Source organism: Streptomyces iakyrus (genome assembly GCF_000717055.1).
Lineage (GTDB): Bacteria > Actinomycetota > Actinomycetes > Streptomycetales > Streptomycetaceae > Streptomyces > Streptomyces iakyrus.
Map to the genome: position 1 here is coordinate 266,140 of NZ_JNXI01000016.1, position 25,398 is coordinate 291,537.

At 71.3% G+C, this 25,398-nt stretch carries 21 protein-coding genes; 7 read left to right on the forward strand and 14 right to left on the reverse strand.

What is annotated here, in order from left to right:
- Positions 1-66 precede the first annotated feature (66 nt).
- The 7 genes from OO68_RS25875 to OO68_RS25905 all read right to left on the reverse strand — a co-directional run bounded on the left by OO68_RS25875 (position 67) and on the right by OO68_RS25905 (position 8,840).
- Entirely contained in the window at positions 67-471 is a 405-nt protein-coding gene (locus OO68_RS25875) for a cytidine deaminase (protein WP_033311390.1), read from the reverse strand.
- Positions 468-1,733: an ABC transporter permease gene (locus tag OO68_RS25880; protein ID WP_033311392.1), complete on the reverse strand. Its 1,266-nt coding sequence runs from the start codon at positions 1,731-1,733 to the stop codon at positions 468-470. Before OO68_RS25880 ends, OO68_RS25875 begins: the two co-directional genes overlap by 4 nt.
- The gene (locus OO68_RS25885; protein WP_033311394.1) at positions 1,730-2,848 is read right to left on the reverse strand and encodes an ABC transporter permease; all 1,119 of its coding nucleotides are present in this window, start codon (positions 2,846-2,848) and stop codon (positions 1,730-1,732) included. The genes OO68_RS25880 and OO68_RS25885 overlap by 4 nt, the downstream gene beginning before the upstream one ends.
- On the reverse strand, positions 2,848-4,419 hold the full coding sequence (locus OO68_RS25890; protein WP_033311395.1) for an ABC transporter ATP-binding protein: 1,572 nt from the start codon (positions 4,417-4,419) through the stop codon (positions 2,848-2,850). Before OO68_RS25890 ends, OO68_RS25885 begins: the two co-directional genes overlap by 1 nt.
- A gap of 210 nt (positions 4,420-4,629) precedes the next feature.
- Complete coding sequence (locus tag OO68_RS25895; RefSeq protein WP_033311396.1) at positions 4,630-5,679, reverse strand: BMP family lipoprotein; 1,050 nt, start codon at positions 5,677-5,679, stop codon at positions 4,630-4,632.
- Positions 5,680-5,950: 271 nt separating this feature from the next.
- Positions 5,951-6,994, reverse strand: a complete 1,044-nt coding sequence (locus OO68_RS25900; RefSeq protein WP_033311397.1) for a BMP family lipoprotein — start codon at positions 6,992-6,994, stop codon at positions 5,951-5,953.
- 613 nt (positions 6,995-7,607) lie between these two features.
- Positions 7,608-8,840: a M20 family metallopeptidase gene (locus OO68_RS25905; protein ID WP_033311398.1), complete on the reverse strand. Its 1,233-nt coding sequence runs from the start codon at positions 8,838-8,840 to the stop codon at positions 7,608-7,610.
- 298 nt (positions 8,841-9,138) lie between these two features.
- On the opposite strand from OO68_RS25905, the gene OO68_RS25910 reads away from it, so the two are divergent.
- A complete protein-coding gene (locus OO68_RS25910; protein ID WP_078625449.1) occupies positions 9,139-9,867 on the forward strand; it encodes a class I SAM-dependent DNA methyltransferase in 729 nt (242 codons plus the stop codon).
- A 290-nt stretch (positions 9,868-10,157) separates the two neighbouring features.
- On the opposite strand, the gene OO68_RS25915 is transcribed toward OO68_RS25910, so the two are convergent.
- Genes OO68_RS25915 through OO68_RS25930 form a run of 4 tightly spaced genes read right to left on the reverse strand, consistent with a single transcriptional unit; the run spans position 10,158 to position 14,986 of the window.
- A complete protein-coding gene (locus tag OO68_RS25915; protein WP_033311400.1) occupies positions 10,158-11,339 on the reverse strand; it encodes a ferritin family protein in 1,182 nt (393 codons plus the stop codon).
- Positions 11,340-11,386: 47 nt separating this feature from the next.
- A complete protein-coding gene (locus tag OO68_RS25920) occupies positions 11,387-12,325 on the reverse strand; it encodes an N-acetylneuraminate synthase family protein (RefSeq protein ID WP_033311401.1) in 939 nt (312 codons plus the stop codon).
- A 13-nt stretch (positions 12,326-12,338) separates the two neighbouring features.
- Positions 12,339-13,604, reverse strand: coding sequence for an N-acylneuraminate cytidylyltransferase (locus OO68_RS25925; RefSeq protein ID WP_033311402.1), 1,266 nt, complete (start codon positions 13,602-13,604; stop codon positions 12,339-12,341).
- 35 nt (positions 13,605-13,639) lie between these two features.
- Positions 13,640-14,986 carry a DUF6716 putative glycosyltransferase gene (locus tag OO68_RS25930; RefSeq protein WP_033311404.1) on the reverse strand — a complete coding sequence of 449 codons (1,347 nt, stop codon included), beginning with the start codon at positions 14,984-14,986 and terminating at the stop codon, positions 13,640-13,642.
- Between the two features lie 198 nt (positions 14,987-15,184).
- On the opposite strand from OO68_RS25930, the gene OO68_RS25935 reads away from it, so the two are divergent.
- The 4 genes from OO68_RS25935 (at position 15,185) to OO68_RS25950 (ending at position 19,836) form a co-directional block, all read left to right on the forward strand.
- Positions 15,185-16,171 carry a glycosyltransferase family 2 protein gene (locus OO68_RS25935; protein WP_033311406.1) on the forward strand — a complete coding sequence of 329 codons (987 nt, stop codon included), beginning with the start codon at positions 15,185-15,187 and terminating at the stop codon, positions 16,169-16,171.
- On the forward strand, positions 16,171-17,508 hold the full coding sequence (locus OO68_RS25940; RefSeq protein ID WP_033311408.1) for an alpha-2,8-polysialyltransferase family protein: 1,338 nt from the start codon (positions 16,171-16,173) through the stop codon (positions 17,506-17,508). The genes OO68_RS25935 and OO68_RS25940 overlap by 1 nt, the downstream gene beginning before the upstream one ends.
- A gap of 188 nt (positions 17,509-17,696) precedes the next feature.
- A complete protein-coding gene (locus tag OO68_RS25945) occupies positions 17,697-18,851 on the forward strand; it encodes an acyltransferase family protein (RefSeq protein ID WP_033311410.1) in 1,155 nt (384 codons plus the stop codon).
- A 64-nt stretch (positions 18,852-18,915) separates the two neighbouring features.
- Positions 18,916-19,836: a class I SAM-dependent methyltransferase gene (locus OO68_RS25950; protein WP_033311412.1), complete on the forward strand. Its 921-nt coding sequence runs from the start codon at positions 18,916-18,918 to the stop codon at positions 19,834-19,836.
- A gap of 14 nt (positions 19,837-19,850) precedes the next feature.
- Here OO68_RS25950 and OO68_RS25955 read toward each other — a convergent pair whose 3' ends face one another.
- The gene (locus tag OO68_RS25955; RefSeq protein WP_033311414.1) at positions 19,851-20,501 is read right to left on the reverse strand and encodes a TetR/AcrR family transcriptional regulator; all 651 of its coding nucleotides are present in this window, start codon (positions 20,499-20,501) and stop codon (positions 19,851-19,853) included.
- Positions 20,502-20,576: 75 nt separating this feature from the next.
- Here OO68_RS25955 and OO68_RS25960 point away from each other — a divergent pair, with 75 nt between their 5' ends.
- Positions 20,577-21,989, forward strand: coding sequence for an FAD-dependent oxidoreductase (locus tag OO68_RS25960; RefSeq protein WP_033311416.1), 1,413 nt, complete (start codon positions 20,577-20,579; stop codon positions 21,987-21,989).
- 10 nt (positions 21,990-21,999) lie between these two features.
- On the opposite strand, the gene leuE is transcribed toward OO68_RS25960, so the two are convergent.
- Together leuE and OO68_RS25970 are read right to left on the reverse strand one after the other, a co-directional pair.
- Entirely contained in the window at positions 22,000-22,647 is a 648-nt protein-coding gene (gene leuE / locus OO68_RS25965; protein WP_033311418.1) for a leucine efflux protein LeuE, read from the reverse strand.
- Between the two features lie 47 nt (positions 22,648-22,694).
- A complete protein-coding gene (locus OO68_RS25970) occupies positions 22,695-24,275 on the reverse strand; it encodes an acyl-CoA mutase large subunit family protein (protein ID WP_033311420.1) in 1,581 nt (526 codons plus the stop codon).
- A gap of 140 nt (positions 24,276-24,415) precedes the next feature.
- Here OO68_RS25970 and OO68_RS25975 point away from each other — a divergent pair, with 140 nt between their 5' ends.
- A complete protein-coding gene (locus OO68_RS25975; RefSeq protein WP_033311422.1) occupies positions 24,416-25,264 on the forward strand; it encodes a L,D-transpeptidase family protein in 849 nt (282 codons plus the stop codon).
- The last annotated feature ends 134 nt before the right edge of the window (positions 25,265-25,398 follow it).

Genomic DNA, 25,398 nt, shown 5'->3' on the forward strand with positions numbered 1-25,398 from the left:
GGTTCCAGAAGCCGCACGGCCCCTCTGAGCCGGTCGCATGAGCAACTCAGAGGGGCCGCACGGGGGTTACTTGCTGAGGTGGTCCGGGCCGAAGGCCTGGGGCAGCATCGCCGACAGCGGCAGGATCCCCGCCGGGGTCTCCAGCAGGAGGTCCGGGCCGCCGAACTCGTGGAGCAGCTGGCGGCAGCGGCCGCACGGGACGAGTGTGTCGCCGTTGCGGTCGACGCAGGTGAAGTGCGTCAGCCGGCCGCCGCCGGTGTTGTGCAGCTCCGACACCAGACCGCACTCGGCGCACAGGCCGAGTCCGTACGAGGCGTTCTCGACGTTGCAGCCGGAGACGATGCGCCCGTCGTCTACCAGGGCGGCCACGCCGACCGGGTAGCCGGAGTAGGGGGCGTACGCCCGGGACATGGCGTCCCGGGCCACCGCACGCAGCTTCTCCCAGTCGACGGCGGGACCGGCGTCGGTCACTTGCCCTGCCCCTTCCGGTACGGCAGCCCGTCGGCCTTCGGCATCCTCAGCCGCTGGGCGGACATGGCGAGGACGACGAGGGTGATGACGTACGGCGTGGCGGAGACGACCTGGTTCGGGACCTCGTCGGTGGTCGCGTACCAGGCGAACACCAGGGCGCCGGCGACCAGCGTGCACACGGCCGGGACGTACTTCTTGCGGACGGCCAGCCAGACGGCGCCGATGATCAGCAGCAGCGCGCCGAGCAGCAGCAGGGCGTGGACGTTGGCGGAGCCGCCGCGCAGGTTGAGGCTGTCGGTGTAACCGAACAGGCCCGCGCCGAGGGCGAGGCCGCCCGGCATCCAGTTGCCGAAGATCATCGCCGCGAGGCCGATGAAGCCGCGTCCGCTGACCTGACCCTCCAGGTAGAAGGGGTTGGCCACGATGGACAGGAAGACGCCGCCGAGTCCGGCCAGACCGCCGGAGATGACGACGGCGATGTACTTGTACTTGTAGACGTTGACGCCCAGGGACTCGGCGGCCACCGGGTTCTCGCCGCAGGAGCGCAGGCGCAGGCCGAAGGCGGTGCGCCACAGGATCCACCAGGTGGCGGGGATCAGCGCGACGGCGATCAGCGTCAGCCAGGACACGTTGGTGACCAGGCCGCCGAGCAGGCCGGCGATGTCCGAGATCAGGAACCAGCCCTGGGCGTTGAGGTCCCGCAGGGCGTCGGACAGTCCGGGCACCGTGAAGTTCCCGAGGGATTCCACCGCCGGGGACTGCTTGGCGGAGCCGCCGGTGTGGCCCTCGAAGGCGAGGGGCGCGAGGTAGCGGGTGGCGCCGAGGGCAAGGATGTTGATGGCCACACCGGAGACGATGTGATTGACGTTGAAGGTGACGGTGACGAAGGCGTGCAGCAGACCGCCGATCGCACCGCCGGCGATGCCCACCAGGACACCGGTCCACGGCCCCCACTGGAAGCCGGCCCAGGCGCCGAACCAGGTGCCGAGGATCATCATGCCTTCGAGGCCGATGTTGACCACGCCCGCGCGCTCGGCCCACAGACCGCCGAGACCGGCGAGGCCGATCGGCACGGCGAGCTGGAGCGCGGTGGACATCTGGCTGACGTTGGTGATGCCGTCGGCGCCCGTGATAATGCGGACGATCGAGGTGAGTGCCAGGCCTCCGGCGATGATGAGCAGCAGGACGGGCCACGACAGGCGTCGGCCGGTCGGCGCCGCGGGCTGCAGCGAGGGCTGGTTGACGTCGGTCGCGGTGGTCATCGGCCAGCCACCTCCTTCGTGTTCTGGGCGCCGAGGACGTGACCGGCGGCGAGTTCGGCACCGACGCGGCGCTGCTGGCGGCGCAGGCCCCATTCGCGGACGGCCTCGTAGGAGACGACGACCGAGAGCACGATCAGGCCCTGCATGATGACCGCGATCTCCTTGTCGTAGCCGTGGAAGTCGAGCTCGGGCGAGGCCTTGTCGAGCCAGGCCCACAGCAGGGCGGCGAAGGCGATGCCGACGGGGCTGTTGCGGCCCAGCAGGGCGATGCCGATGCCGAGGAAGCCGATGCCGGTGGGGAAGTTCAGGCTGTAGGTGTGGGTGTCGCCGAGCAGGATCGGCAGGCCGGCGAGGCCCGCGATGCCGCCGGAGATCAGCATGGCGCTGAGCACCATGCGCTTGGGGTCCACACCGCTGGCCGCGGCGGCGGTCTGCGAGGCGCCGGAGGCGCGCAGGTCGAAGCCGAAGCGGGTGCGGTTGAGGACGACCCAGTAGCCGATGCCGAGCAGCACGGCGAGCAGCACCAGGCCGTAGATCTCGCCGGCCGCGCCCATGGGGATGCCGGGGATCCAGCCGGACTCGTACATCTCGCCGGTGGTGTTGTTGTTGCCGACCTTCACGCCGAAGACGTCCGGCAGCCACAGGTAGGCGATCACGGAGGTGGCGATCGCGTTGAGCATGATCGTGGCGACGACCTCGCTGACGCCGCGGGTGACCTTGAGGACACCGGCGATGCCGGACCAGAAGGCGCCGGTGAGGACGGCCGTCAGGAGCAGCAGCGGGACCTGGATCGCGGCGGGCGTGTTCACGTGGGCGCCGACGATGGCGGCCATCATGGCGCCGAGCTGGTACTGGCCGTCGACGCCGATGTTGAACAGGTTCATCCGGAAGCCGATGGCCACGGCGAGGGCCGCGATGTAGTACATCGAGGCCTGGTTGATGATCAGGACCTGGATGTCGGAGAAGCCGAGCTGCTCGAACATCAGGGCGAACGGTTCGAAGGGGCTCTTGCCCGACGCGAGCAGCACGATCGCGCTCAGGACGAAGGCCACGGCCAGCGCGATGACCGGTCCGGCCACCGCGAGGAGCACGCGCTCCTTGTCGAACTTCTTCATCAGCGGGCCTCGTCTTCCGGAGACTCGGGGGCGTCGGCCTTCGAGATCTCGGGGGTGTCGTCGTGCTCCAGGTGCCCGGTGGCGGCACCGGTCATGGCCGAGCCGAGCTCCTCGGGGGTGATGGTGGCCGGGTCGGCGTCCGCGACCAGCTTGCCGTTGTAGATCACGCGCAGCGTGTCGGACAGGCCGATCAGCTCGTCCAGGTCGGCGGAGATCAGCAGCACGGCCAGGCCCTCGCGGCGCGCCTCGCGGATGTGGTCCCAGATGGCGGCCTGGGCGCCGACGTCCACGCCCCGGGTGGGGTGTGCGGCGATGAGGAAGCGCGGCTTGTGGCTCATCTCGCGGCCGACGATCAGCTTCTGCTGGTTGCCGCCGGACAGGGAGGCGGCGGTGACGTCGATGCCGGGGGTGCGGACGTCGTACTCCGTGACGATCCGCCGGGTGTCCTCCTGGGCCGCCTTCGGGTCCAGCCAAACGCCCTTGGCCAGCGGCTTCTCGGTGACGTGGCCGAGGATGCGGTTCTCCCAGAGGGGTGCCTCCAGGAGGAGGCCGTGGCGGTGCCGGTCCTCGGGGATGTAGCCGATGCCCTGCTCGCGGCGGCGGCGGGTGGGCCAGGAGGTGATCTCCTCGTCGGCGAGCCGGATGGTGCCGGTGTCGGCGGACCTCAGGCCGATGAGGGCGTCGACGAGCTCGGTCTGGCCGTTGCCCTCGACGCCGGCGATGCCGAGGACCTCGCCCGCGTGGATGGTGAAGCTGATGTCGTCGAGGAGGGCCTTGCCGCCGGGGGCCGCCAGGCGCAGTTTGTCGACGCTGATGACCGGGCGGTCGGTGACCGTGGACTCGGCCGTCTCGGGCGTGGGCAGCTCGCTGCCGACCATCATCTCGGCGAGCTGACGGGGCGTCGTCTCGGCGGGGACGGCCGTGCCGACGGTGGTGCCGCGGCGGATGACGGTGATCTCGTCGGCGACGGAGAGCACCTCGCCGAGCTTGTGGGAGATGAAGATGACCGACAGGCCCTCGGAGCGCAGTTCGCGCAGGTTGGCGAAGAGGGCGTCGACCTCCTGCGGCACGAGCACGGCGGTCGGCTCGTCGAGGATGAGGGTGGTGGCGCCGCGGTAGAGGACCTTGAGGATCTCCACGCGCTGGCGGGCGGCGACGCCGAGCTCCTCGACGAGGAGGTCCGGCTCGACGCCGAGGCCGTAGCGCTCGGAGAGCTCCTTGATCTTGCGGCGGGCCTTGGCGCCGATGCCGTAGAGGTTCTCGCTGCCGAGGACCACGTTCTCCAGGACCGTGAGGTTGTCGGCGAGCATGAAGTGCTGGTGGACCATGCCGATGCCGCGCACGATGGCGTCGGCCGGCGAGGAGAAGCTGACCTGCTCGCCGCTCACGGCGATGGTGCCCTCGTCCGGCTTCTGCATGCCGTAGAGGATCTTCATCAGGGTCGACTTGCCGGCGCCGTTCTCGCCGACGAGGGCGTGCACGGTGCCCTTGCGGACGGTGAGGTGGATGTCGTGGTTGGCCACGACACCGGGGAAACGCTTGGTGATCCCGGCGAGTTCGACGGCGGTCACCGATTCGTTGACCGCCGCTCCGGCCGGAGGGCTGCTGGACGCGTTGATGGCGCACTCTCCTGGGGACGGGGGCCGTCTACGCGCGTAGCGCCCCTACGGCATACAAAGGGGCCGACGCCCCGCGGCAACGGGGCACGAGGAGCAGCTCCCCGTACCCCGTCGAGCGGACGTAACCCCGGGGGTTACCGCCTGCTTCGAGGCAGTCGCTCGTCAGCTGCTCTTGACCTTGATCTCGCCGCTGATGATCTTCTCCTTGGCCGTCTTGATGGCTGCCTGAAGCTCGGCGTTGTCCGCGAACTTCGGGTTGGAGTTCGACAGGCTCACTTCGCCGGTCTTCAGATCGCCACGAACGATACCGGTCTCGGGCTTGCCGTCCTCGACCGACTTCGCCAGGTTGTACACCGCCTTGGCGACGTCCTTCATCGCCGAGGTCAGGATGGAGTCCTTGTACTTGGCGAGGGCTTCCTGCTGGTACTGGTCGGAGTCGACACCGATGGCCCACACCTTGTTGGCGGCGGCGGCCTCGATGACACCCTGGCCGGACAGGCCGGCGGCCGCGTAGACGACGTCGGCCTTCTTCTCGATCTGGCCCTCGGCAGCCGTCTTGCCCTTGTCGGGGCTGGCGAAACCGCCCTCCTCGGCCGTCTGGGTGAGGTACTGGGAGAGCACCTTGACCTTCGGGTCGGTGTCCTTCACGCCCTGCGCGAAGCCCGCCTGGAACTTGTGGATCAGCGGGATGTCCACACCGCCGACGAAGCCGACGACCTTGGTCTTGCTGGTCTTGGCGGCGGCGACACCGGCCAGGTAGGAGGCCTGCTCCTCGTTGAAGACCAGGTCGGCCACGTTCTCGGTGTTGATCGTGGAGTCGTCGACGATGCCGAAGGTGGTGTCCGGGAACTTCTCGGCTGCACCCTTCACGGCCGAGGCGTACGCGTAGCCGACACCGATGACCGGGTTGTAGCCCTGCTTGGCCAGGGAGGCCAGGCGCTGCTCCTTGTCGGCGTCCGTCTCGCCCTCGGTGGGCTCCACGTCGGCCGTCTGGTACCCGAACTCCTTCTTCGCCTGCTCCAGGCCCGCGTACGCGGCGTCGTTGAAGGACTGGTCGCCCTTGCCGCCGACGTCGTAGGCGATGGCGAGACCCTTGTCGCCCTTCGAGTCCGACGACCCGGCGGAGGTCGAGGTGCCGCCGCAGGCGGAGAGCGCGAGGGCCAGGGAGGCGGTCGCTGCGCCTGCGACCGTGATCCGGGAAATCCGGCGCATGTGTGGGTGCTCCTGTCGTACAACGAGGTCGCACAGCGCCGGGACGGTTCAGCTTCAGCGCTGGCTTCGCCGCAGATTAACGCGCGTAGACCTGCCTGAAAACCCCTTCTGTCCACCTTGTTATGCGCCCGTGGCCAAGCCATCACCGGGCCTTGGCCGGGGCGTTGCCGACCGCAAACGGGGGGTGGCGCTGGGTGATCCGCCTCCCGGGAAACACGAAACGGGCGGACACCTGGGTGTCCGCCCGCTCCCGTGCCCCGTGGGGGCGGTCCTACTCGGTCTTCACCTTGATGGAACCGTCGTCGATGCCCTGCTTCGCCTTGTCCACGGCCTCCTTGAGACCCGCGACCTTGGCGAACTCGGGGTTCGACTCGGACAGGCCCACGCCGTTGACCTTCAGGTCGAAGGTCTTGGTGCCGGTCAGCGGCTTGTCGTCCTGGACCGACTTGGACAGCGCGTAGACCGCTCCGCCGACGTCCTTGAGCGCGGACGTGAGGATGTAGTTCTTGTACGGCGCCAGAGCGGCCTGCTTGTACTGGTCGGAGTCGACGCCGATCGCCCAGACCTTCGCCTTGGCGGCGGCCTCGATCACGCCCTGTCCGGACAGGCCGGCGGCCGCGTAGAGGACGTCGGCCTTCTTCTCGATCTGGCCCTCGGCGGCGGCCTTGCCCTTGTCCGGGCTGGCGAAGCCGCCCTCCTCGGCGGTCTGGGTGAGGTACTGCGACAGCACCTGCACGCCGGGCTTGGTGTCCTCGACACCCTGCTTGTAGCCGGCCTCGAACTTGTGGATCAGCGGGATGTCCACGCCGCCCACGAAGCCGACGACGTCGGTCTTCGTGGCCTTGGCGGCCGCGACACCGGCGAGGTACGAGGCCTGCTCCTCGGCGAAGACGAGGGAGGCGACGTTCTTGCCCTCGACCACGGAGTCCACGATGCCGAAGGTGGTGTCCGGGTACTTGGAGGCGACGGCCTTCATCGCCGGGGCGTAGGCGAACCCGACGCCGATGACCGGGTTGTAGCCCTGCTTGGCCAGGGAGGCCAGGCGCTGCTCCTTGTCGGCGTCCGTCTCGCCCTCGGTGGGCTCGATGTCGGCCGTCTTGTAGCCGAACTCGTCCTTGGCCTTGGTCAGGCCGGCGTAGGCGGCGTCGTTGAAGGACTGGTCGCCCTTGCCGCCGACGTCGTACGCGATCGCGACGCCGCGCTCGCTGCTGTCGCTGTCGCCGCTGTCGCTGCTGGTGCCGCCGCAGGCCGTGGCGACGAGCCCGAGCGACGCGACCCCCACCGCGACGCGGGTCAGTTTGGAAATCCGACGCATCTGAAGTTCCCCATTCTCCAAAGCCCCGCAGTGGGTGCTCGGTTCGGCGCACATTAACGCGCGTAGACACTCCTGGGAACGGTTCGCCGCGGGGCCGTTATCCATTCGTGCCGATGGCCGGTTACGCCCTTGTGAACCACGGGATCGAACAGGGTCGAAAGGTGTACTCGGGGACACGGCGCGTGTCTACCTCGCCACGGGCACCAGGCTGCCGTGAGGCTGCGCCGCTCGCAACCGGGGGCGTTGTGGGGGGCCGTCGGGTTGGCCCGGGGTGTTGGGGTCGTCGGTCGTGTGCGGGGGTGTCGTGGCTGGTCGCGCAGTTCCCCGCGCCCCCAAGAGGGTCGGTCTCCGCCGGGCCCGGAGAGGGGCAGGGTCCTGCGGCCGGGCCCCGGGCGGGCTTCAGGCCGTCAGCCGTGTGCGGGGGTGTCGTGGCTGGTCGCGCAGTTCCCCGCGCCCCCAGGAAGGTTGGTCTCCGCCGGGCCCGGAGAGGGGCAGGGTCCTGCGGCCGGGCCCCGGGCGGGCTTCAGGCCGTCGGCCGTGTGCGGGAGCGTTTGTGGCTGCCCCCCGCGGACCAAGAAGGTCGGGAGGCCCCGTACCCGCGAGACAGGGGCGGCTAGCGGAGGCCGTTGACCAGGGCTGCTGCTGTGAAGAGTTCTACGCCTACCGTGATGGCCGACTCGTCGACGTCGAAGTCGCCCTGGTGGAGGTCGCGCACGTGGCGTTCGCCGGGGGTGCGGACGCCCAAGCGGGCCATGGCGCCGGGGACGTGCTCCAGGTACCAGGAGAAGTCCTCGCCGCCGAGGCTCTGTTCGGTGCCCTCGACGGACTCGACGCCGCGCCGGGCGATCATGGCTTCGCGCAGCAGTTCGGTGATGCCGGGCTCGTTGACGACCGGCGGGACGCCGCGCACGTAGTTGATCTCCGACTTGGCGCGGTGGAGGTTGGCGACCTCGTCGATGGCCGCGACCACGACGTCGGGGGCCTGCCGCCACGCCTCGAGGTCGAGGCAGCGCACCGTGCCGGAGAGCTCGGCGTGCTGCGGGATCACGTTCGGCGCGTGGCCCGACTCGACGCGGCCCCAGGTGATGGCGAGCCCGCTGCGGCTGTCGAAGCGCCGGCCGACCAGCGCGGGCACGTCGGTGACGACGCGGGCCGCGGCGGTGACCAGGTCGGTCGTGAGGTGGGGGCGGGCGGTGTGGCCGCCCGGGCCGTCGAGGCCGATCTCCAGCCGGTCGCAGGCGGAGGTGATGGGACCCTCACGCAGCCCGATCTTCCCGGCGTCCACGCGCGGGTCGCAATGCACGGCGATGATCGCGCCGACGCCCTCCAGCGCCCCGCTCTTGATGGCGTCGGCGGCGCCGCCGGGCAGCACCTCCTCGGCGGGCTGGAAGATCAGCCGGACGGGGCGGGGCAGCGCGCCCTGCCGGTGCAGCTCGGCGAGGACCAGGCCGGCGCCCAGGACGACGGTGGTGTGCACGTCGTGGCCGCAGGCGTGCGCGCGGTCGGGCACGGTCGAGCGGTACGGGCACTCCGTCTTGGTGTCCGGGATGGGCAGGCCGTCGATGTCGGCCCGCAGGGCGAGCATGCTGGGTCCGCCGTCCCACTGCTCGCCCTCCACGCCGATGTCACAGACGAGTCCGGTCCCCACGGCGAGGACGCGCGGCTTGAGGCCGGCCCGCTCGAGCCGCTCCTTGATCGCGGCGGTCGTGCGGAACTCCTGGTTGCCGAGCTCCGGGTGCATGTGCATGTCGCGTCGGAACGCGATGAGCTCGGCCCGCAGAGCGTCGGGCAGCGCACCGGGGAGAACGGCTCCGCCGGGAAGATCGACCTCGGACTCCAGTGACATCAGTGGCTTCACCCTTTGAAGGGTAGGGCGCCGAGGCGGTCGACCGACCCTGGATCAACAAAACTTCAACCCGAATGGGGAAGAAAATATGACCGCCGGGCGCATAGCTATCAGGTGAGATGGGTAAACTGGCCTGCTTTTTGGGCCGGACCGGGCCGCCCACCTCCCGGAGTGTGACTTCGGCCACACCGGCGTCACGACTCCGGTATCCATCCATCCTCTCCACGGATACCACGCTCTGCGCGGCGAACACGGGCTCGTTCATCTGCCGGACGAGCGCCCCGCTAGTCTGCGCCCCGTGCGCGCCCCCGATTTCTTACGGTCCACGCAGTCCTCGTACGACGCCATCGCCGAGGCCTACGCCGCCGAGCATCCCGACAGCCTGGCCGGAAGACCGCTGGAGCGGGCCCTGCTGACGACCTTCGTGGAGCTGGTCCGGGAGCTCGGCCCGGCCGGGCCACCGGTCGCGGACGTCGGCAGCGGCCCGGGGTACGTGACGGCGCGGCTGCACGAGGCCGGGCTGCCGGTGTTCGGGGTCGACACCTCGCCCCGCATGGTGGCCCTGGCCCGCCGGGCGCACCCGGAGCTGCGCTTCCACGTCGGTTCCATGACGGCGCTGGACCTGCCGGAGGAGACGCTGGGCGGCATCGTCGCGCTCTACTCGATCATCCATGTGCCGGACGACCACCTGCCGTCCGTCTTCGCCGGGTTCCGCAGGGTCCTGCTGCCGGGCGCGCCCGTGCTGCTCGGCTTCCAGTCCGGGGACGAGGACGGGCACCAGCACCTGGCCGAGCGCTACGGCCGGGAGATCTCGCTCGACTACTACTGGCGCACTCCGGACACGGTCGCCGCGCACCTCGAAGCGGCGGGCCTGGAGATGTACGCCCGGGTCCTGCGCGCGCCCCAGGGCGAGGAGAGGATGCCGCGCGCGTTCCTCCTGGCGCGCCGACCGGTGCCGGCGGGCGCGCCTGTCACGGACCAGGCGCCCGCAGCTCCGGTGCAGGTCACCGACGCAGCTTCCGGCTGACCGCCGGCCACGGCACGACGCAGGCGAGCCGGCTCCGCATCCGCGGCCGCACGTGCCGGGCGGGACGGCGACCGGACGAATCCGCGCGACGCGACCGGCCCCGGCCACGGCGACCGCGCGGCACCGGTGCGGGCAAGGCCGGGAACGCGGGCAGGTTTCGGTCTCGTCGGATCCGCTCGGCCCCCGGACGGCCAAGCCCCGGGGCGTTCACCGGGCCCGCACGGCGCCAGAGCCCGGCGTGCGGGCACCGGCCGCCCGTCGGCCGCTGTGACCGATCCGCCGGGCTCGCCTCAACCCGCGGCCACCGCGCCGGCGGCCCCGGGCGTCGCGGCCGGGCCGGTCAGACCTGCCGGGCCCGGTGGGGCTGTGAAGCTCGCCGTGCCCGCCGATTCCGTGGGGTCGGCCGGCTTCGGTGTAGCCGTCGGAGACAGGCGGTGGACGTCCCGGGCCGTGCCCGTGACGCCGGACAGGAAGCCCTGGGCGCGGGGAGAGGCGTTCTCGGTCAGCCAGGCCGGGTCGATGTCGCAGACCGCCACGCGGACCTCCGTGCCGGACAGGGCGAGGGGCAGGGTGTGGACGACCGTGGAGGGGAAGCTGAGGATCGTGCGGCCGATGGGACCGCGGCGGGCGATCAGTTCCAGGGGCAGCTCGGGCCGGACGATCTCCAGGCCCGTCTCGACGGCGAGGCGGTGGAGCTTGTCGGTGCTCTCGCGGCGGTGGGCGAAGTAGCGCGTGGCGCCGTGGGTCTTCGCCAGGGCGCGTACGGCCTCAAGGTAGCGGCCGTCGTCCACCACGCCGGTCTCCACCAGGGACGTGCCCACCATGTCGGCGCCCTTGGTGATGCGGGGCGGGCCGAAGCGGGCCCGGGTCCAGGCGAAGGTGTTGGCACCGACCGTGACCCCCGCCGGGGTCTCCTCCATCGGCATGGAGGAGAAGATCTCGATGCGGCGGCTGCCGGAGGGGGTCAGGCGGCGGCGGGCCGAGGCCGACACCGGCGCGAAGATCACGTCCCGGGGGCCGGGGCGGCCGCCCTTGCGGTGCCACCGCACCAGCCGCTCGCCCCGGGCCAGCTGCCCGACGAACTCCATGGTCGCCGTGCCGTCGTCGACGACGACCAGGTCACGGGCGTGGGTGATCGTCAGCAGCAGCTGGACGTAGCGGGAGAAGGGGTCCCCCAGGACGACGCGGCGTGCCCTGCGGAGCAGGCCGGTCAGGCCGCCGATGGTCTGGAAGGGCGCCAGGGGACCGCCACGCGCTTCCTCCCAGCGGACCTCATGCCCCTCGTCGCGGGCCAGGTCGGACATCCGCCGCAGCTGGCCGCGTGTCATCGGGTCGAGGGGCGACAGCACCACGAGGGTGAGCCCCACGCCGGGCGCGTGCGCGTGCGCCCACTCCAGCACGTTCAGCAGCTGTACCGGACTCTCGACGAAGGCGAGGGTGTGGGGGCCGGCGTTCCCGGCGCGGGGTCTCATCGGCGTAGGGCCGTCCCGTCGTAAGGGGGGTTGTGGGGGTGGTGCGTTCAGACGCCGACCGGCTCGCCCGCCGCCGTGGCGATCTCCGCCTCGGCGACCACGCCGGTGACGCGGCGCAGCTTCTTCATCGGGCCCAGCTCGGACTCGTAGACCTTCTTGACGCCGTCGCCGAGGGAGGCCTCGATGGTGCGGATGTCGCGGACGAGGCGGGTCAGGCCCTGCGGCTCGACGGAGGCGGCCTGGTCCGAGCCCCACATGGCGCGGTCGAGGGTGATGTGGCGCTCGACGAAGGTGGCGCCCAGGGCGACCGCGGCGAGGGTGGTCTGCAGGCCGGTCTCGTGGCCGGAGTAGCCGATCGGGACGTTCGGGAACTCCTGCTGGAGGGTGTTGATGACCCGCAGGTTGAGCTCCTCGGCCTTCGCCGGGTAGGTCGACGTGGCGTGGCACATGAGGATGTTGTCGGAGCCGAGGACCTCGACCGCGTGGCGGATCTGCTTCGGCGTCGACATGCCGGTGGAGAGGATCACCGCGCGGCCGGTGGCGCGCAGGGCCTGCAGCAGCTCGTCGTCCGTGAGGGAGGCGGAGGCGACCTTGTGGGCGGGGACGTCGAACTTCTCCAGGAAGGCGACGGCCTCGGTGTCCCACGGGGAGGCGAACCAGTCGATGTTCTTGGACTTGCAGTAGTCGTCGATGGCGCGGTACTCGTCCTCGCCGAACTCCACGCGGTGGCGGTAGTCGATGTAGGTCATCCGGCCCCAGGGCGTGTCGCGCTCGATGTCCCACTGGTCGCGCGGGGTGCAGATCTCCGGGGTGCGCTTCTGGAACTTGACGGCGTCGCAGCCGGCCTCGGCGGCGGCGTCGATCAGCTTGAAGGCGTTCTCCAGCTCGCCGTTGTGGTTGATGCCGATCTCGCCGCAGACGTAGACCGGGCGGCCGGGGCCGACCTCGCGCGAACCGAACCGGCGGATACGGGAGTTGGTGCTCATGGCAGAGATGTCCTTACTTGGTGAGGGAATCGAGAGAGGGGCCGAGGATCCAGCTGGCGATCTCTCGGATCGCGCCGTCGCCACCGGGGACGGTGGTGACCGCGCGTGCGGCGCCGCGCACGACGTCGTGGGCGCTCGCGACCGCCACGGGCCAGCCCACGAGGGCGAAGCACGGGAGGTCATTGACGTCGTTGCCGACGTAGAGCACGCGCTCCGGCGCGATGCCCTGCTCCTCGCACCACTGCTTCAGCGCGAGGTCCTTGCGGTCGATGCCGTGCAGGACCGGGAGCTTGAGCTTCCGGGCCCGGGCGGCGACCACAGGGTTCTGTTCCGTGGACAGGATCAGCATCTTCAGGCCGCTCCTGCGGAGGGCCGCGATGCCGAGTCCGTCCCCGCGGTGCACGGAGACGAACTCCCGTCCGTCGGAGTCGACGAGCACCCGGTCGTCGGTCTGGGTGCCGTCGAAGTCGAGGACGACCGCGTCGATGTCGTCGGCGGTCGGGAGCGCGCCGGGCCGGTCCGCGTCGAAGAGCGGGGCGAGGGCCCGGGCGCGGGCGAGGTCGTGCGGGTCGTCGATCTCCAGCACGCGCGCGGGGTCCGTGCGGACGAGCTCGGTGCGGCCGAAGAAGCGGTGCTGGTGCTTGCGGAAGCCGGTCGCCTCCATGGCGTAGGCGGCGCCGGTCTCCAGCAGGTCCTGCGGGCGGTCCTGGCGGCGGGGCCGGAAGGACTTGTCGTGGTTGACGCCGTAGCCGCCGCCTATGGCCGCGTCGGCCTCGGCGACGCTGCCCGCGGCCACCTCGTCGTCGGCGTCGCGCCAGACGAACCCGTGGAAGGGCGCGACGGTGACGGCGGTGTCGGCGCCGTTCTCGACGATCGCGCCGGCGACCCCGTCGATGTCCTCGCGGACGATGAACGGGCTGGTGCACTGCACGAGCAGGACCACGTCCACGACCGCCCCGTGCAGGGCCTCGTGGGCGTCCATGGCGTGCAGGACGGCGGCCTCGGAGGTGGCGGTGTCGCCGGCGATGGCGGCGGGCCGCAGCACGACCTCGGCGCCGGCCTCCCGGGCGGCGGCCGCGATGGCCTGGTCGTCGGTGGAGACCACGACGTCAGTCACCAGCCGGGCCGTGCGGCACTCGCGCACCGTCCGCGCCACCAGCGGGACGCCGCCGACGGGGAGGAGGTTCTTCGCGGGCACGCCCTTGGAGCCGCCGCGCGCGGGGATCACCGCGAGCACGCGGCGCACGGAGGCGCCTTGGCCCGTTTCCGGTTGGGACATGGTGTCTACTCCTTGGGCAGGGGTGTCAGGGCGGCTCACAGCTCGCCCATCCGCCGGATGACGGGCGCCACGCGCTGCACGCCGTGCCGGTAGGCGCCGCGCGCCGCCCGGCGCACGATCTGCCGGACCGGTCCGGGGTCCTTGTCGGCGGCGGGCGCGCCCGGCAGCGGGGCGCCGTCCGGGCCGAGGTGGTGGCGGGCGAGGATGCCGGGCAGATAGCCGGGCGCGGTGACGGGGGTGTAGTACGGGTCCAGCGGGGGCAGGCCGCCGGGCCGGTCGAGTAGCTCGGCGATGCGCTTCCGGGCCGCGTCGAAGGCGGAGTCGTAGGAGCCGTCCGCCGCGACGCCCTGGCGGGAGACCCACTCCTCGTCGGGCACGGGCCGGTGCCCGGCGTCGAGCTGGTCCCAGGAGGCGAGGCAGCCGGAGCCCACGAAGTGGTGGTTGCCGAGCGACTCGCGGATGCCGAGGTCGGTCAGGACGACCGTGGGGATCCGTCGGTGCAGCGACTCCAGGGCGGCTGTGGAGCTGACCGTCACCAGCAGGTCGGTCCGGTCCAGGACCTCGCCCATGTTGCCGTACACCAGGCGGAAGTTGGCGGGCGGATCGAGGCGCTGCACCAGCTTCTGGTACGGCAGCTCCTCGATGTGGGTGGTGTGTTCGCCGGGCTTGGAGCGCAGCTTCAGCAGCACCTCGCGCTCGGGGTGGCGGCGGGCGTGCTGCACCAGCCGGTTCAGCAGGTACGTACGGTCCTTGCGGTTCTCCGGGACGGAGGGCTGGGCGGCGAAGACGACCGTGCAGGGGTCGTGCTCACCTTCGTACGGCGCACCGCCGAGGAAGGGCAGGGCCACCTCGGTCACCGCCGAGGCGTCCGCGCCGACCCCTTCGTACACGGCCCGGAAACGGTCCGCGTCCTGGCGGGAGTTGGCGAGGACGAGGTCCGCGCCGTGCCGCAGCAGCAGGCCGTCGGCGAGCTTCTCGTAGACGACGCCGACGTAGCCGGTGACGACGACGGGCCGCGCGGTGCGGTCCTGCCAGGCGTGCTTCAGGCCGTGCAGCATCGCCTGCACACCGCCGCCCACGAGGGAGAGGACCAGGAGGTCGTAGGACTCCTCGGCCATGGCGCGCAGGAACTCGACGGCGGTGACCTCCCGCAGCGAGTCGGCGCGCACGCCCACTTCCTCCAGCTGGCGCGGGGTGGGCGTCGCCCGGCCACGCAGCAGGAATCCGTCGAGGCGGGGGCGGACTTGCGCGCCCTCCCGCGGTGCGGTTTCCATGGACGGTCCCGGGGCGATGCGGTCCGCGGTCAGCGCACCCCATTTCCATCGGGTGTCTGAGTCCGCGAGGACCGCGATTCGCGGGCGCTTCGGTGTACTTACTGGCACGTCGAAGACGCTAGGAAGCGAATCCTAGGTATGGCGGAACCGCGACTCAACGAAAAGTTAACAACAGCCCACCGAGAGCCGAACTGGCCTGCTGGAAGGCGGGAAGTACACGGGGTGCACCGTTCTGACACATGGAGTTCACCCGGTGTACCTTCATCGGAAAGTTCCACTGCCGGGCGGGCTCCTAACGTTTTGCGGGTGCCTAAGCTTTCCGTGATCGTGCCGTTCTACAACGTGCAGCAATATGCCCCGGACACCCTCAGAAGCCTTCGGTTGAACGCCGACCGCAATTTCGAGTTCATCCTGGTCGACGACCATTCGAAGGACGGAACTCCGGCCATTCTCGAACGAGCGGCCGAGGACCTTTCGGATGTCGCCCAGGTGCGGTACATCCGCCACGAGCAGAACGGTGGGCTCGCCACCGCCCGCAACACCGGTCTGGACGCGGCGCAGGGCGAGTACCTGACGTTCCTGGACGGCGACGACTGGCTGGCCCCCGGCTACTTCGCCGAACTGGTGTCCGCGATGGACGAGTTGGGATGCGACTTCGTGCGCACCGACCACGTGCAGGCCACCGCCCGGGCCCGTTCCGTGAGCAGGGTGCCGATCGGCAGGCGCTGGGAGGTGTTCAGCCCGCGCGAGGCGATCCTGCCGGCCCACCGCTCGACCTCGGTGGACTACGCCTACGCCTGGGCCGGCGCCTACCACCGCCGCCTGGTCGACAGGGGCCTGCTGCACTTCACCGACGGGCTGCGCACGGCCGAGGACCGGCCGTGGATCTGGAAGCTGCACCGGGAAGCGGAGTCGTTCGCCGTGGTGAGCCTGCTGGGCGTGTTCTACCGGCGCGGGGTGGCCTCGTCCCTGACGCAGATCGGCGACGTCCGCCAGCTCGACTTCATCCGCGCCTTCGACCAGGTGATCGAGGAGACGGCCGCGGACCGCGACGCCGACCGGCTGCTGCCGAAGGCGGTACGCACCTACTGCGCGATCATCGCCCACCACCTCTCCAACGAGGAGAGGTTCGAACCGGCCGTGGCCAGGCAGCTGCGGTCGATGAGCGCGGCGGCCATCAAGCGCATGCCGCAGGACGCGCTCGCCGAGGCACTGGAGGCCATGGACATGGACCGCTCGTCCAAGCTGCGGCGGCTGCGGCGCCGGGTCACCCCGACGGGAGCGGCCGCCTGATGCCCGGGACCACTCAGATCTTCTGCGCCTCGACGCTGTACGGCGTCGCCACCCTGGCCGCCGCGATCGACTCGGACCTCTTCGAGGAGCCGGACCGCCGGGTGCTGCTGGTGTTCAACAACTCCACGACCCCGGAGACCACTCCGGCCCTCGACGAGATGCCGGGGTTCGCCCCGCTGCGCGAGCACTTCGACGAGGTGCTGTCCTGGAACGAGGCCATCCGCCCGTTCCACCCCGGGGCCTGGGCGCCGCGCGCCGACGACGTCCCGCTCTTCGAGCGCTACCTGCGGCTGCTGTGGGGCCTCGGCGACGACCGGGTGAGCCTGGTGCTGGAGTCGATCCAGGTGGCGCCCGCCCTGACGCTGGCCCAGCTGTTCACCGACGCGCCCATCGACGTCTACGCCGACGGGCTGATGAGCTACGGCCCCACCCGCAACAAGCTCGACCCGCTGGTCGGCACGCGCGTGCGGCGGCTGCTGCACCTGGATCTGGTGCCGGGGCTCACGCCGGTGCTGCTCACCGAGTTCGGCGTGCCGGCGCACCTGGTGCCCACGCCCGCGTTCCTGAAGGTGCTCGGCGAGGTCACCGAGACGGTTCCCGAACTGCCGGACGTGCCCGGCGACTCGGCCCTGCTGCTCGGCCAGTACCTGTCCGCGCTGAACATCCTCTCCCCCGAGGAGGAAGAGGACCTGCACGTGCGGATGATGCGGGGCGCGGTCGCCCGCGGCCACCGCACGGTCGTCTTCAAGCCCCACCCGAGCGCACCGGCCCGCTACAGCCGTGTCCTGGAGACCGAGGCCGAGAAGCTCGGCGTGGACCTCACGGTCCTGGACACGCCGGTGCTCGCCGAGGTGCTGTTCGACCGGTCCCGGCCCGCGCTGGTCGTCGGCTGCTTCTCGACAGCGCTGTTCACGGCCTCGGCCTTCTACGACCTGCCGGCCGCGCGCATCGGCACCGAGCTGCTGCTGGAGCGGCTGACGCCGTATCAGAACAGCAACCGGGTGCCGACCACCCTGGCGGACGCCCTGCTGCCCGACCTGGAGAGCGGCACGGACGGTGACGGTGACCTCCTGCCGGCCGAGCGGCTGTCCGCCCTCCTCACGGCCCTCGCGTTCACCATGCAGCCGCAGATCTACCCGGACCTGCGCCCGCAGGCCGAGCAGTTCCTCGCCCGGCATCTGGGGCCGCGCACCCGGCGCTACTTCAAGAAGCGCCGCCTGACCGCGCTCGGGCTGCCCGGCGGCATCCCGCAGCGGCTGGCGTTCCTGCCGCGCAATTCCACGGCACGCCAGGTGGTACGGCGGGCCAGGGCCCTGCGCAAGGCGGTACGCCGCTGAGGACCCCGAGCCGGTCCCGCCGCCCGGCGCCCCGCCCCCCGGGCGACGTCCAGGTGAACCCATGGAGACCAACGGGCGAAGCCTGTCGCCGTCGAACACAATTGCGTCAACTCTCGTCCTAGGGTGACAGGCGCCCGCCCACAGGCGGCTCAGGCGAAGGACATACGAGCCACACAGAGGTTTCCAGCGTGACCGAGACGGTCGTCAGCCCCCACAAGCCCCAGCCCGGTGTCGCCGTGCTGGTCGACCCACCGGGCGCCACGACCGTCCCACGGCGCAGAAGGGATCCCGGCGGCCGGCTGCGCGCCCTCGACGGACTGCGGCTGGTGGCCGCGCTGATGGTGGCGCTGTACCACTACGGCGGGCGCGGCGGTGAGGTCGCCGAGGCCTGGGGCACCTCGCCCCGGGACCAGTTCCCGACCCTGCACTCGCTGTTCGCCTACGGCTGCCTCGGCGTCCAGGTCTTCTTCGTGATCAGCGGGTTCGTCATCTGCATGAGCGGCTGGGGCCGTCCCCTGAAGTCGTTCTTCGCCTCCCGCGCCTCCCGGCTGCTGCCCGCCTACTGGGTGGCGGTGCTCATCGTCACGGCGGTGTTCGCGCTGCCGGTGGTGGCCTACCAGGCCGTCTCGCCCAGCGACGCGCTGGTCAACCTGACCATGCTCCAGATGCCGCTCGGCGTGGACCGGGTGCTCGGGGTGTGCTGGACCCTGTGGGCGGAGGTCCGCTTCTACGCCCTGTTCGCCCTGTGCGTCGTGCTGCCCGGAGCGAACCGCCGCCGGGTGATCATGTTCTGCGCGGGCTGGACGCTGGCGGCGGTGATCGCCGAGAACGCGAACATGCCGCTGCTCGACATCGTTTTGATGCCCGAGTACGCGCCCTTCTTCATCGGTGGTGTCGGCCTCTACCTGGTGCACCGCGACCGGCGGGACGTCTACGGGTGGGCCATCGTCGCCGTCAGCTGGCTGATCGGCCAGCACTACGCGGTGCAGGGGCTGTGGCACGCGCCCGACCCGGAGGCCTTCTCCTACCGCTCCTCGTTCGGGATCATCGCCGTCGTGACGTTCGGCTTCGTGGCGGTCGCCGCGATCGCGCTGGGCCTGTTGGGCCGCATGAACTGGCGGTGGCTGACGGTCGCGGGCGCGCTGACGTACCCCTTCTACCTCGTCCACGAGCATCTCGGCTGGGTGGTGATCCACGCTCTGCACCGCGGTCTGGGGCTGGCCTCAGGGGTGACCTTCGCGCTGACGGTGGCGTCAATGCTGCTGCTGGCGTGGTTGCTGAACAAGTATGTGGAGAAGCCGCTGACGCCCCGGCTGCGGGCGGCCCTGTCGAAGACCCGCTGATCCTGTTCACGGGACGTTCAACCGGCCGTCGATCGGGGCAACGCTCGGAGAGAAGGCTCGCCTCATGACCAACGCACAAGCCACCGACACGCACCCCGGTGAACTCGCCGACGTCCCGGGCTGGTTCCCCCCACTGGACCAGACGCTGTTCACCTGGTTCCTCGAACAGCAGAAGAAGGCCGGCATAAGGGGCGACCTGCTGGAACTGGGCGTCTACATGGGCAAGAGCGCGATCCTCCTCGGCCATCACCTCCAGGACGGCGAACAGTTCACCGTCTGCGACCTGTTCGAGGGCGACGCCCCGGACGAGGCCAACAAGGCGGAGTCCTCGAAGTCGTACGCCTCGCTCACCCAGCAGGCGTTCGAGCGGAACTACCTCTCCTTCCACGACACCCTGCCGACGGTGATCACCGGCCCCAGTTCCCTGGTGGACGAGAAGGTCGCCCCGGACTCCTGCCGCTTCATCCACATCGACGCCTCGCACCTGTACGAGCACGTGCACGGCGACATCGGCGCGGCCCACGACATCCTGCTGCCCGAGGGCGTCGTGGTCCTGGACGACTTCCGGTCCGAGCACACCCCGGGTGTCGCGGTCGCCGCCTGGGAGGCCGTCCTCAACCGAGGCCTGCGCCCGATCTGCCTGAGCACGCAGAAGCTGTACGCCACCTGGGGCGATCCGGAGCCGCTCCAGGAGGAACTGCTGGAGATGCTGCGGCAGCGCTCGGACGTCGGGCTGAGCCTGCAGGAGGCGGCCGGGCACCGGCTGATCCGGACCCGCTCGCGGGGCATGAAGCCGCCGCCCTTCCCGCCCTCACGGCACTACGTGGAGCCCGTGGCCACGCCGGCCCCCGCGCCCCGGGTCGCCGAGTCGCGTGCGGCACGCCCGGCCCGGCCCGCGCCCTCCCGGGCGCGCCGGCTCGCCAAGGACCTGCTGCCGCCCGTGATCACCCGTGCCGTGCGCCGGGCCCGCGCGAAACGGTCCTGACGCGCCGGACCGCTTCATGAGACCCCGTAGCGCGCCCCGATCCCCTCGATCACGAGGGCGAGTCCCTCCTCGAAGTGCCGGTCGTAGTCCTCGAAGATCTCCGCGCCCGCCTGAGCCGCCAAGGGAAAGTCGGCCATCAGGCGGGCGCGTTCGTCCAGGTCGTAGCCCTCGCGGCGCTCGCCCGGCAGCGGCTGGACGCCCTGTTCCTCGGTGACGAAGCCCAAGGTGTACAGGTAGGCCGTGGTGAGCGCGCGGGCCGCCTGGGCGAGGGTGAGACCGGCGGCCGTGAGCAGGCGCAGGTTGTCCTCCATCTGCCCCACGTGCTCGATGCCGGTGAAGCGTGAGCCGCTGAACACCTTCGCGCCGTCCCGGTAGCCGAGCAGCGCCGCCCGCAGCCCCCGGTTGGTCCTCAGCAGCCGCTCCCGCCAGGTGTCGGCGGGATCGAGGGCGGTACCGGCGACCATCCGGCGGAACATCTCCGTCGCCATCTCGTCGAGCAGCGCCTGCTTGTCCTTGAAGTGCCAGTAGAGGGCGGGCGCCTTCACATCCAGCTCCCGGGCGATGGCACGCAGGGTCAGGCCGTCCAGGCCCGTCTCGTTCAGCAGCCGCAGCGCGGTGTCCGCGACCCGGCGGCGGTCCAGGGGCTCGCGTCGTTCCGTACTCACGCTTGACAACTTAACACCGTTAAGGCGACCCTCGTGAAAATGAGCTACTTAACAGCGTTAAGGAGAGGGTTGCCGATGAGGACGACCAGGGACACGGACGTGCTGGTGGTGGGCGCGGGCCCGACGGGCCTGGCACTCGGGATCGACCTCGCCCGGCGGGGCGTGGCCGTGCTGGTCGTCGAGCGGGCGGGGGCGTTGTTCCCCGGCTCGCGCGGCAAGGGGATCCAGCCGCGCACGATGGAGGTCTTCGACGACCTGGGCGTGCTGGACGCGATCCGGGCGGCGGGCGGCACCTACCCGGTGGGGATGATCTGGCAGGACGGCCGGCGGGCGGGCGAGCACCGGATGTTCGACACGGCCGAGCCGACCGAGGACGCGCCGTACAACGAACCGTGGATGGTGCCGCAGTGGCGCACGCAGCGGATCCTGCGGGCGCGGCTGGCGGAGCTGGGCGGCGAGGTGGCCTTCGGCATGGAGCTCGTCGGGCTGACGCAGGACGAGGGCGGGGTGCACGCGCAGTTCGCCTCGGGCGACGCCGTCACCGCCCGGTACGCCGTGGCGGCGGACGGCGGCCGCTCGACCGTGCGCGGGCTGCTCGGCATCGGCATGACGGGCGAGACCGTCGACCCGAACCCGACGCTGGTGGCGGACGTCCGGATCAGCGGCCTCGACCGGGACAACTGGCACGTCTTCCCACCCGGTGAGGGGGAGGGCTTCCTCGCGATCTGCCCGCTGCCGGGCACCGAAGACTTCCAGTTGGTGGCGCAGTTCCCGGACGGGACGGCACCGGACCTCTCCCTGGAGGGCATCCGGAAGGTCGTCGGCACCCGCTCGCACCTCGCGCCGGAGTGCGTCACGGAGCTGCGCTGGGCCTCGGACTTCCGCCCCCGGGCGGCCCTCGCCGACCGATTCCGCTCCGGGCGGGTCTTCCTCGCCGGCGATGCGGCGCACGTGCATTCCCCAGCGGGCGGTCAGGGCCTCAACACCAGCGTCCAGGACGCCTACAACCTGGGCTGGAAGCTGGGCGCGGTGCTGCGCGACGGCGCCGACGCGGCCCTGCTCGACTCCTACGAGGAGGAGCGGCGGCCCGTGGCCACCGACATGCTCGGACTGTCCACGCGTGTGCACCGCGGCGAGACCCGGCGCGGCGGAGCCACCCGCCAACTCGGGCTCGGCTACCGGAAGTCGCCGCTCACCCGCGAGACCCGGACGGACCCGGGCCCGCTGCGGGCGGGCGACCGCGCACCCGACGGGACGGTGGCCGGCGTCCGGCTCTTCGACGCGTTCCGCGGCCCGCACTGGACGCTGCTGGCCCTGGGCGGCGCACCGGCACCGGATCCCGGCGGGCGGATCCGGGTCGTGCGGGGCCCGGCACCCGGCCCGTACGGGCCCGGCCTGTACCTCGTCCGCCCCGACGGCTATGTCGGCTGGGCAGCGGACACGGCGGCAGGACTCCCGGACTACCTGGCCCGCTTCGGCCGGTGCTAGCCAACCTGCCCTACGGACCCGCCAGCGTCAGCTTCACGGCGAAGCCCAGGAACAGGGCACCCGCTGCCGAGGTCGCCCCCGCCGACAGGCGCCTGCGGCTGCGGAAGGCGGCGGCCAGTCTGGTGCCGCCGAAGATCAGCGCGCTGAGGTAGAGCACGCTGGCGACCTGCGCGAGGGCGCCGAGGACGACGAAGGACAGGGCGGGATAGGCGTACGCCGGATCCACGAACTGCACGAAGAAGGCGACGAAGAAGAGGATCGCCTTGGGATTGAACAGGCTGACGACGAAGGCGCGGCGGAAGGGCCGCTCCTCGGCCCGGCCGGGCGCCCCGTCACCGGCCGTCCGCTCCCCGCGGGCCCGCCACATGCCCCACGCGGCCCGCAGCATGCCGACGGCCAGCCAGGTCAGGTATCCGGCCCCCGCGTACTTGACGACGGCGAACAGCACGGCGTTCGCCTGGAGCAGCGAGGCGACTCCGGCCGCGGACAGCGTCATCAGCACCGCGTCCCCGCACCAGACACCGGCGGCGGCTCGGTACCCGGCGCGCACGCCGCGGCGGGCGGCCACGGACAGCACGTACAGCGAGTTGGGACCGGGCAGCAGGACGATCAGGACGAGGCCCGCCAGGTAGGTGGGCAGATCAATGACGCCGAACATGCGGATGAGTGTCGCATGCGGGTCCGACACCCCGGCCCGGCCATCGGTCAGAAGGTGTCCGACGGGACGTACGCCCCCCACACCTCGCGCAGTGCGTTGCAGACCTCGCCGACGGTGGCGCGGGCGCGCAGGGCCTCCTTCATGGGGTAGAGGACGTTGTCGTCGCCCTCGGCGGCCTTCTTCAGCGCCGCCAGGGCCGCGTCCACGGCCGGCTGGTCGCGCTCCGCGCGCAGGTGGGCCAGGCGTTCGGCCTGCCGGGCCTCGATGGCGGGGTCGACGCGCAGCGGCTCGTAGGGCTCTTCCTCGTCCAGCCGGAAGCGGTTGACGCCGACGACGACCCGCTCCCCGGAGTCGGTTTCCTGGGCGATGCGGTAGGCGTTGCGCTCGATCTCGTTCTTCTGGAAGCCGTGCTCGATGGCCTCGACGGCGCCGCCGAGTTCATCGACCCTGTCCATCAGCGCCACAGCCGCGGCTTCGAGGTCGTCGGTCATGCTCTCGATGACGTAGGACCCGGCGAAGGGGTCGACGGTCGCGGTCACGTCGGTTTCGTGAGCCAGGACCTGCTGGGTGCGCAGCGCGAGGCGCGCCGACCTGTCGGTGGGCAGGGCGATGGCCTCGTCGAAGGAGTTGGTGTGCAGCGACTGCGTGCCGCCCAGCACCGCGGCCAGGCCCTGCACGGCGACCCGGACCAGGTTCACCTCGGGCTGCTGGGCCGTCAGCTGCACCCCGGCCGTCTGGGTGTGGAACCGCAGCATCAGCGACTTCGGATTCCGCGCCCCGAACTCTTCACGCATCACCCGCGCCCAGATCCGCCGCGCGGCGCGGAACTTCGCGACCTCCTCCAGGATCGTGGTGCGTGCCACGAAGAAGAACGACAGCCGCGGGGCGAAATCGTCGACGTTCATGCCGGCGGCCACGGCGGTGCGCACGTACTCGATGCCGTCGGCCAGGGTGAAGGCGATCTCCTGCGCGGGCGAGGCCCCTGCCTCGGCCATGTGATAGCCGGAGATCGAAATGGTGTTCCACTTCGGGATCTCGGCCCGGCAGTACCGGAAGATGTCCGCGATCAGCCGCAGTGAGGGCTTCGGCGGGAAGATGTAGGTCCCCCGGGCGATGTACTCCTTCAGCACGTCGTTCTGGATCGTGCCCGTCAGCCGGTCCGCGCCGACCCCCTGCTCCTCCGCGACCAACTGGTAGAGGAGCAGCAGCAGGGCTGCCGGGGCGTTGATCGTCATCGACGTCGAAACCTGGTCCAGCGGAATCCCGCCGAACAGTACCCGCATGTCCTCGATCGAGTCGATGGCCACGCCCACCTTGCCGACCTCACCGTGCGCGATCGGGGCGTCGGAGTCGTGGCCCATCTGGGTGGGCAGGTCGAAGGCGACCGACAGGCCCGTCGTGCCGTGCGCGATCAGCTGCCGGTAACGGGCGTTGGACTCCGCGGCCGTACCGAACCCCGCGTACTGGCGCATCGTCCACGGACGGCCCGTGTACATCGACGGGTACACACCGCGGGTGTACGGGAACTCCCCCGGCTCCCCCAGCTTCTCGGCCGGATCCCAGCCCTGGAGGGCCTGCGGCCCGTAGACCGGCTCGATGGGCAGTCCGGACTCCGACTCACGCGCCATGGTGGATTGCCTCCCGCTGAACTGTGACCTCGCTCACCACCATGCCTCCTGGTTCGCGGCCGGTCACGCCCGGGGAACATCTCAGGTGACATCCGGGCACACCGGTGAGACGAGCGGGGGGCCGTGTGCGTACCACGGGCATGGGGAGAGCGTTCGTAGCGGGACTCGTCGTGGTGGCCGCGCTGACCGGCTGCACGGTGCAGCCCCCCGAGGGCGAGGGGAAGCGCCGCTCGCCGGTGCACATCGAGCTGCCCGGCGACACCCCGTCCCCGGGCCGCACGCCCGCCGGTGACGACGGCAGACCGGACCCCGCGCCGCGGCCGGACGACGACAAGCCCCGTACCGCCCCCGCCCCGCCCCGCGTGCTGTGGTCCCGCGGCGACACCGGCCGGGACGTCCGGGAGCTGCAGGCCCGGCTGCGGCAGGTCGCCTGGCTGTTCGAGGGGCCGACCGGGACGTACGGCGAACAGACGGAGCGGGCGGTGAGCGGGTTCCAGGGCAAGCGCGGGCTGCCGCGCACCGGGAAGACCGACACCGTCACCTGGCAGCGGCTGCTGCGCATGACGCGCGAGCCGGGCCGGTGGGACCTCTATCTGATGGGCGGCCAGCGGGCCGACCCGCCGGACGCGCGCTGCCGGACCGGCCGGGTGCTCTGCATCGACAAGACCAGCAGGACACTGCGCTGGATGGTCGACGGACGGACCGTGTCGACGATGGCGGTCCGCTTCGGCTCGCGGGGCACGCCGACCCGGGAGGGCGTCTTCTCCGTCTACTGGAAGTCCCGCGACCACGTCTCGACGCTCTACGACTCGCCCATGCCCTACGCGATGTTCTTCAGCGGCGGCCAGGCCGTGCACTACTCGGCGGACTTCGCCGCCCGGGGCTACGCGGGCGCCTCGCACGGCTGCGTCAACGTGCGGGACGAGGCGGCGATCGCCGAGCTGTACGCGCAGGTCCGCAACGGCGACAAGGTCGTCGTGTCCTGGTGACGGCGGGGAGCGGGAGGATGGGGCGCGGGCGGGACCGGGGGAACGTGTCCCGCCCGCGCTCAGGTGCACGAGCCGTAGGTACGGGGGGAACCCCGGCTCTGTGCGACGGCCGATGACCAGTCGGCTCACTCATT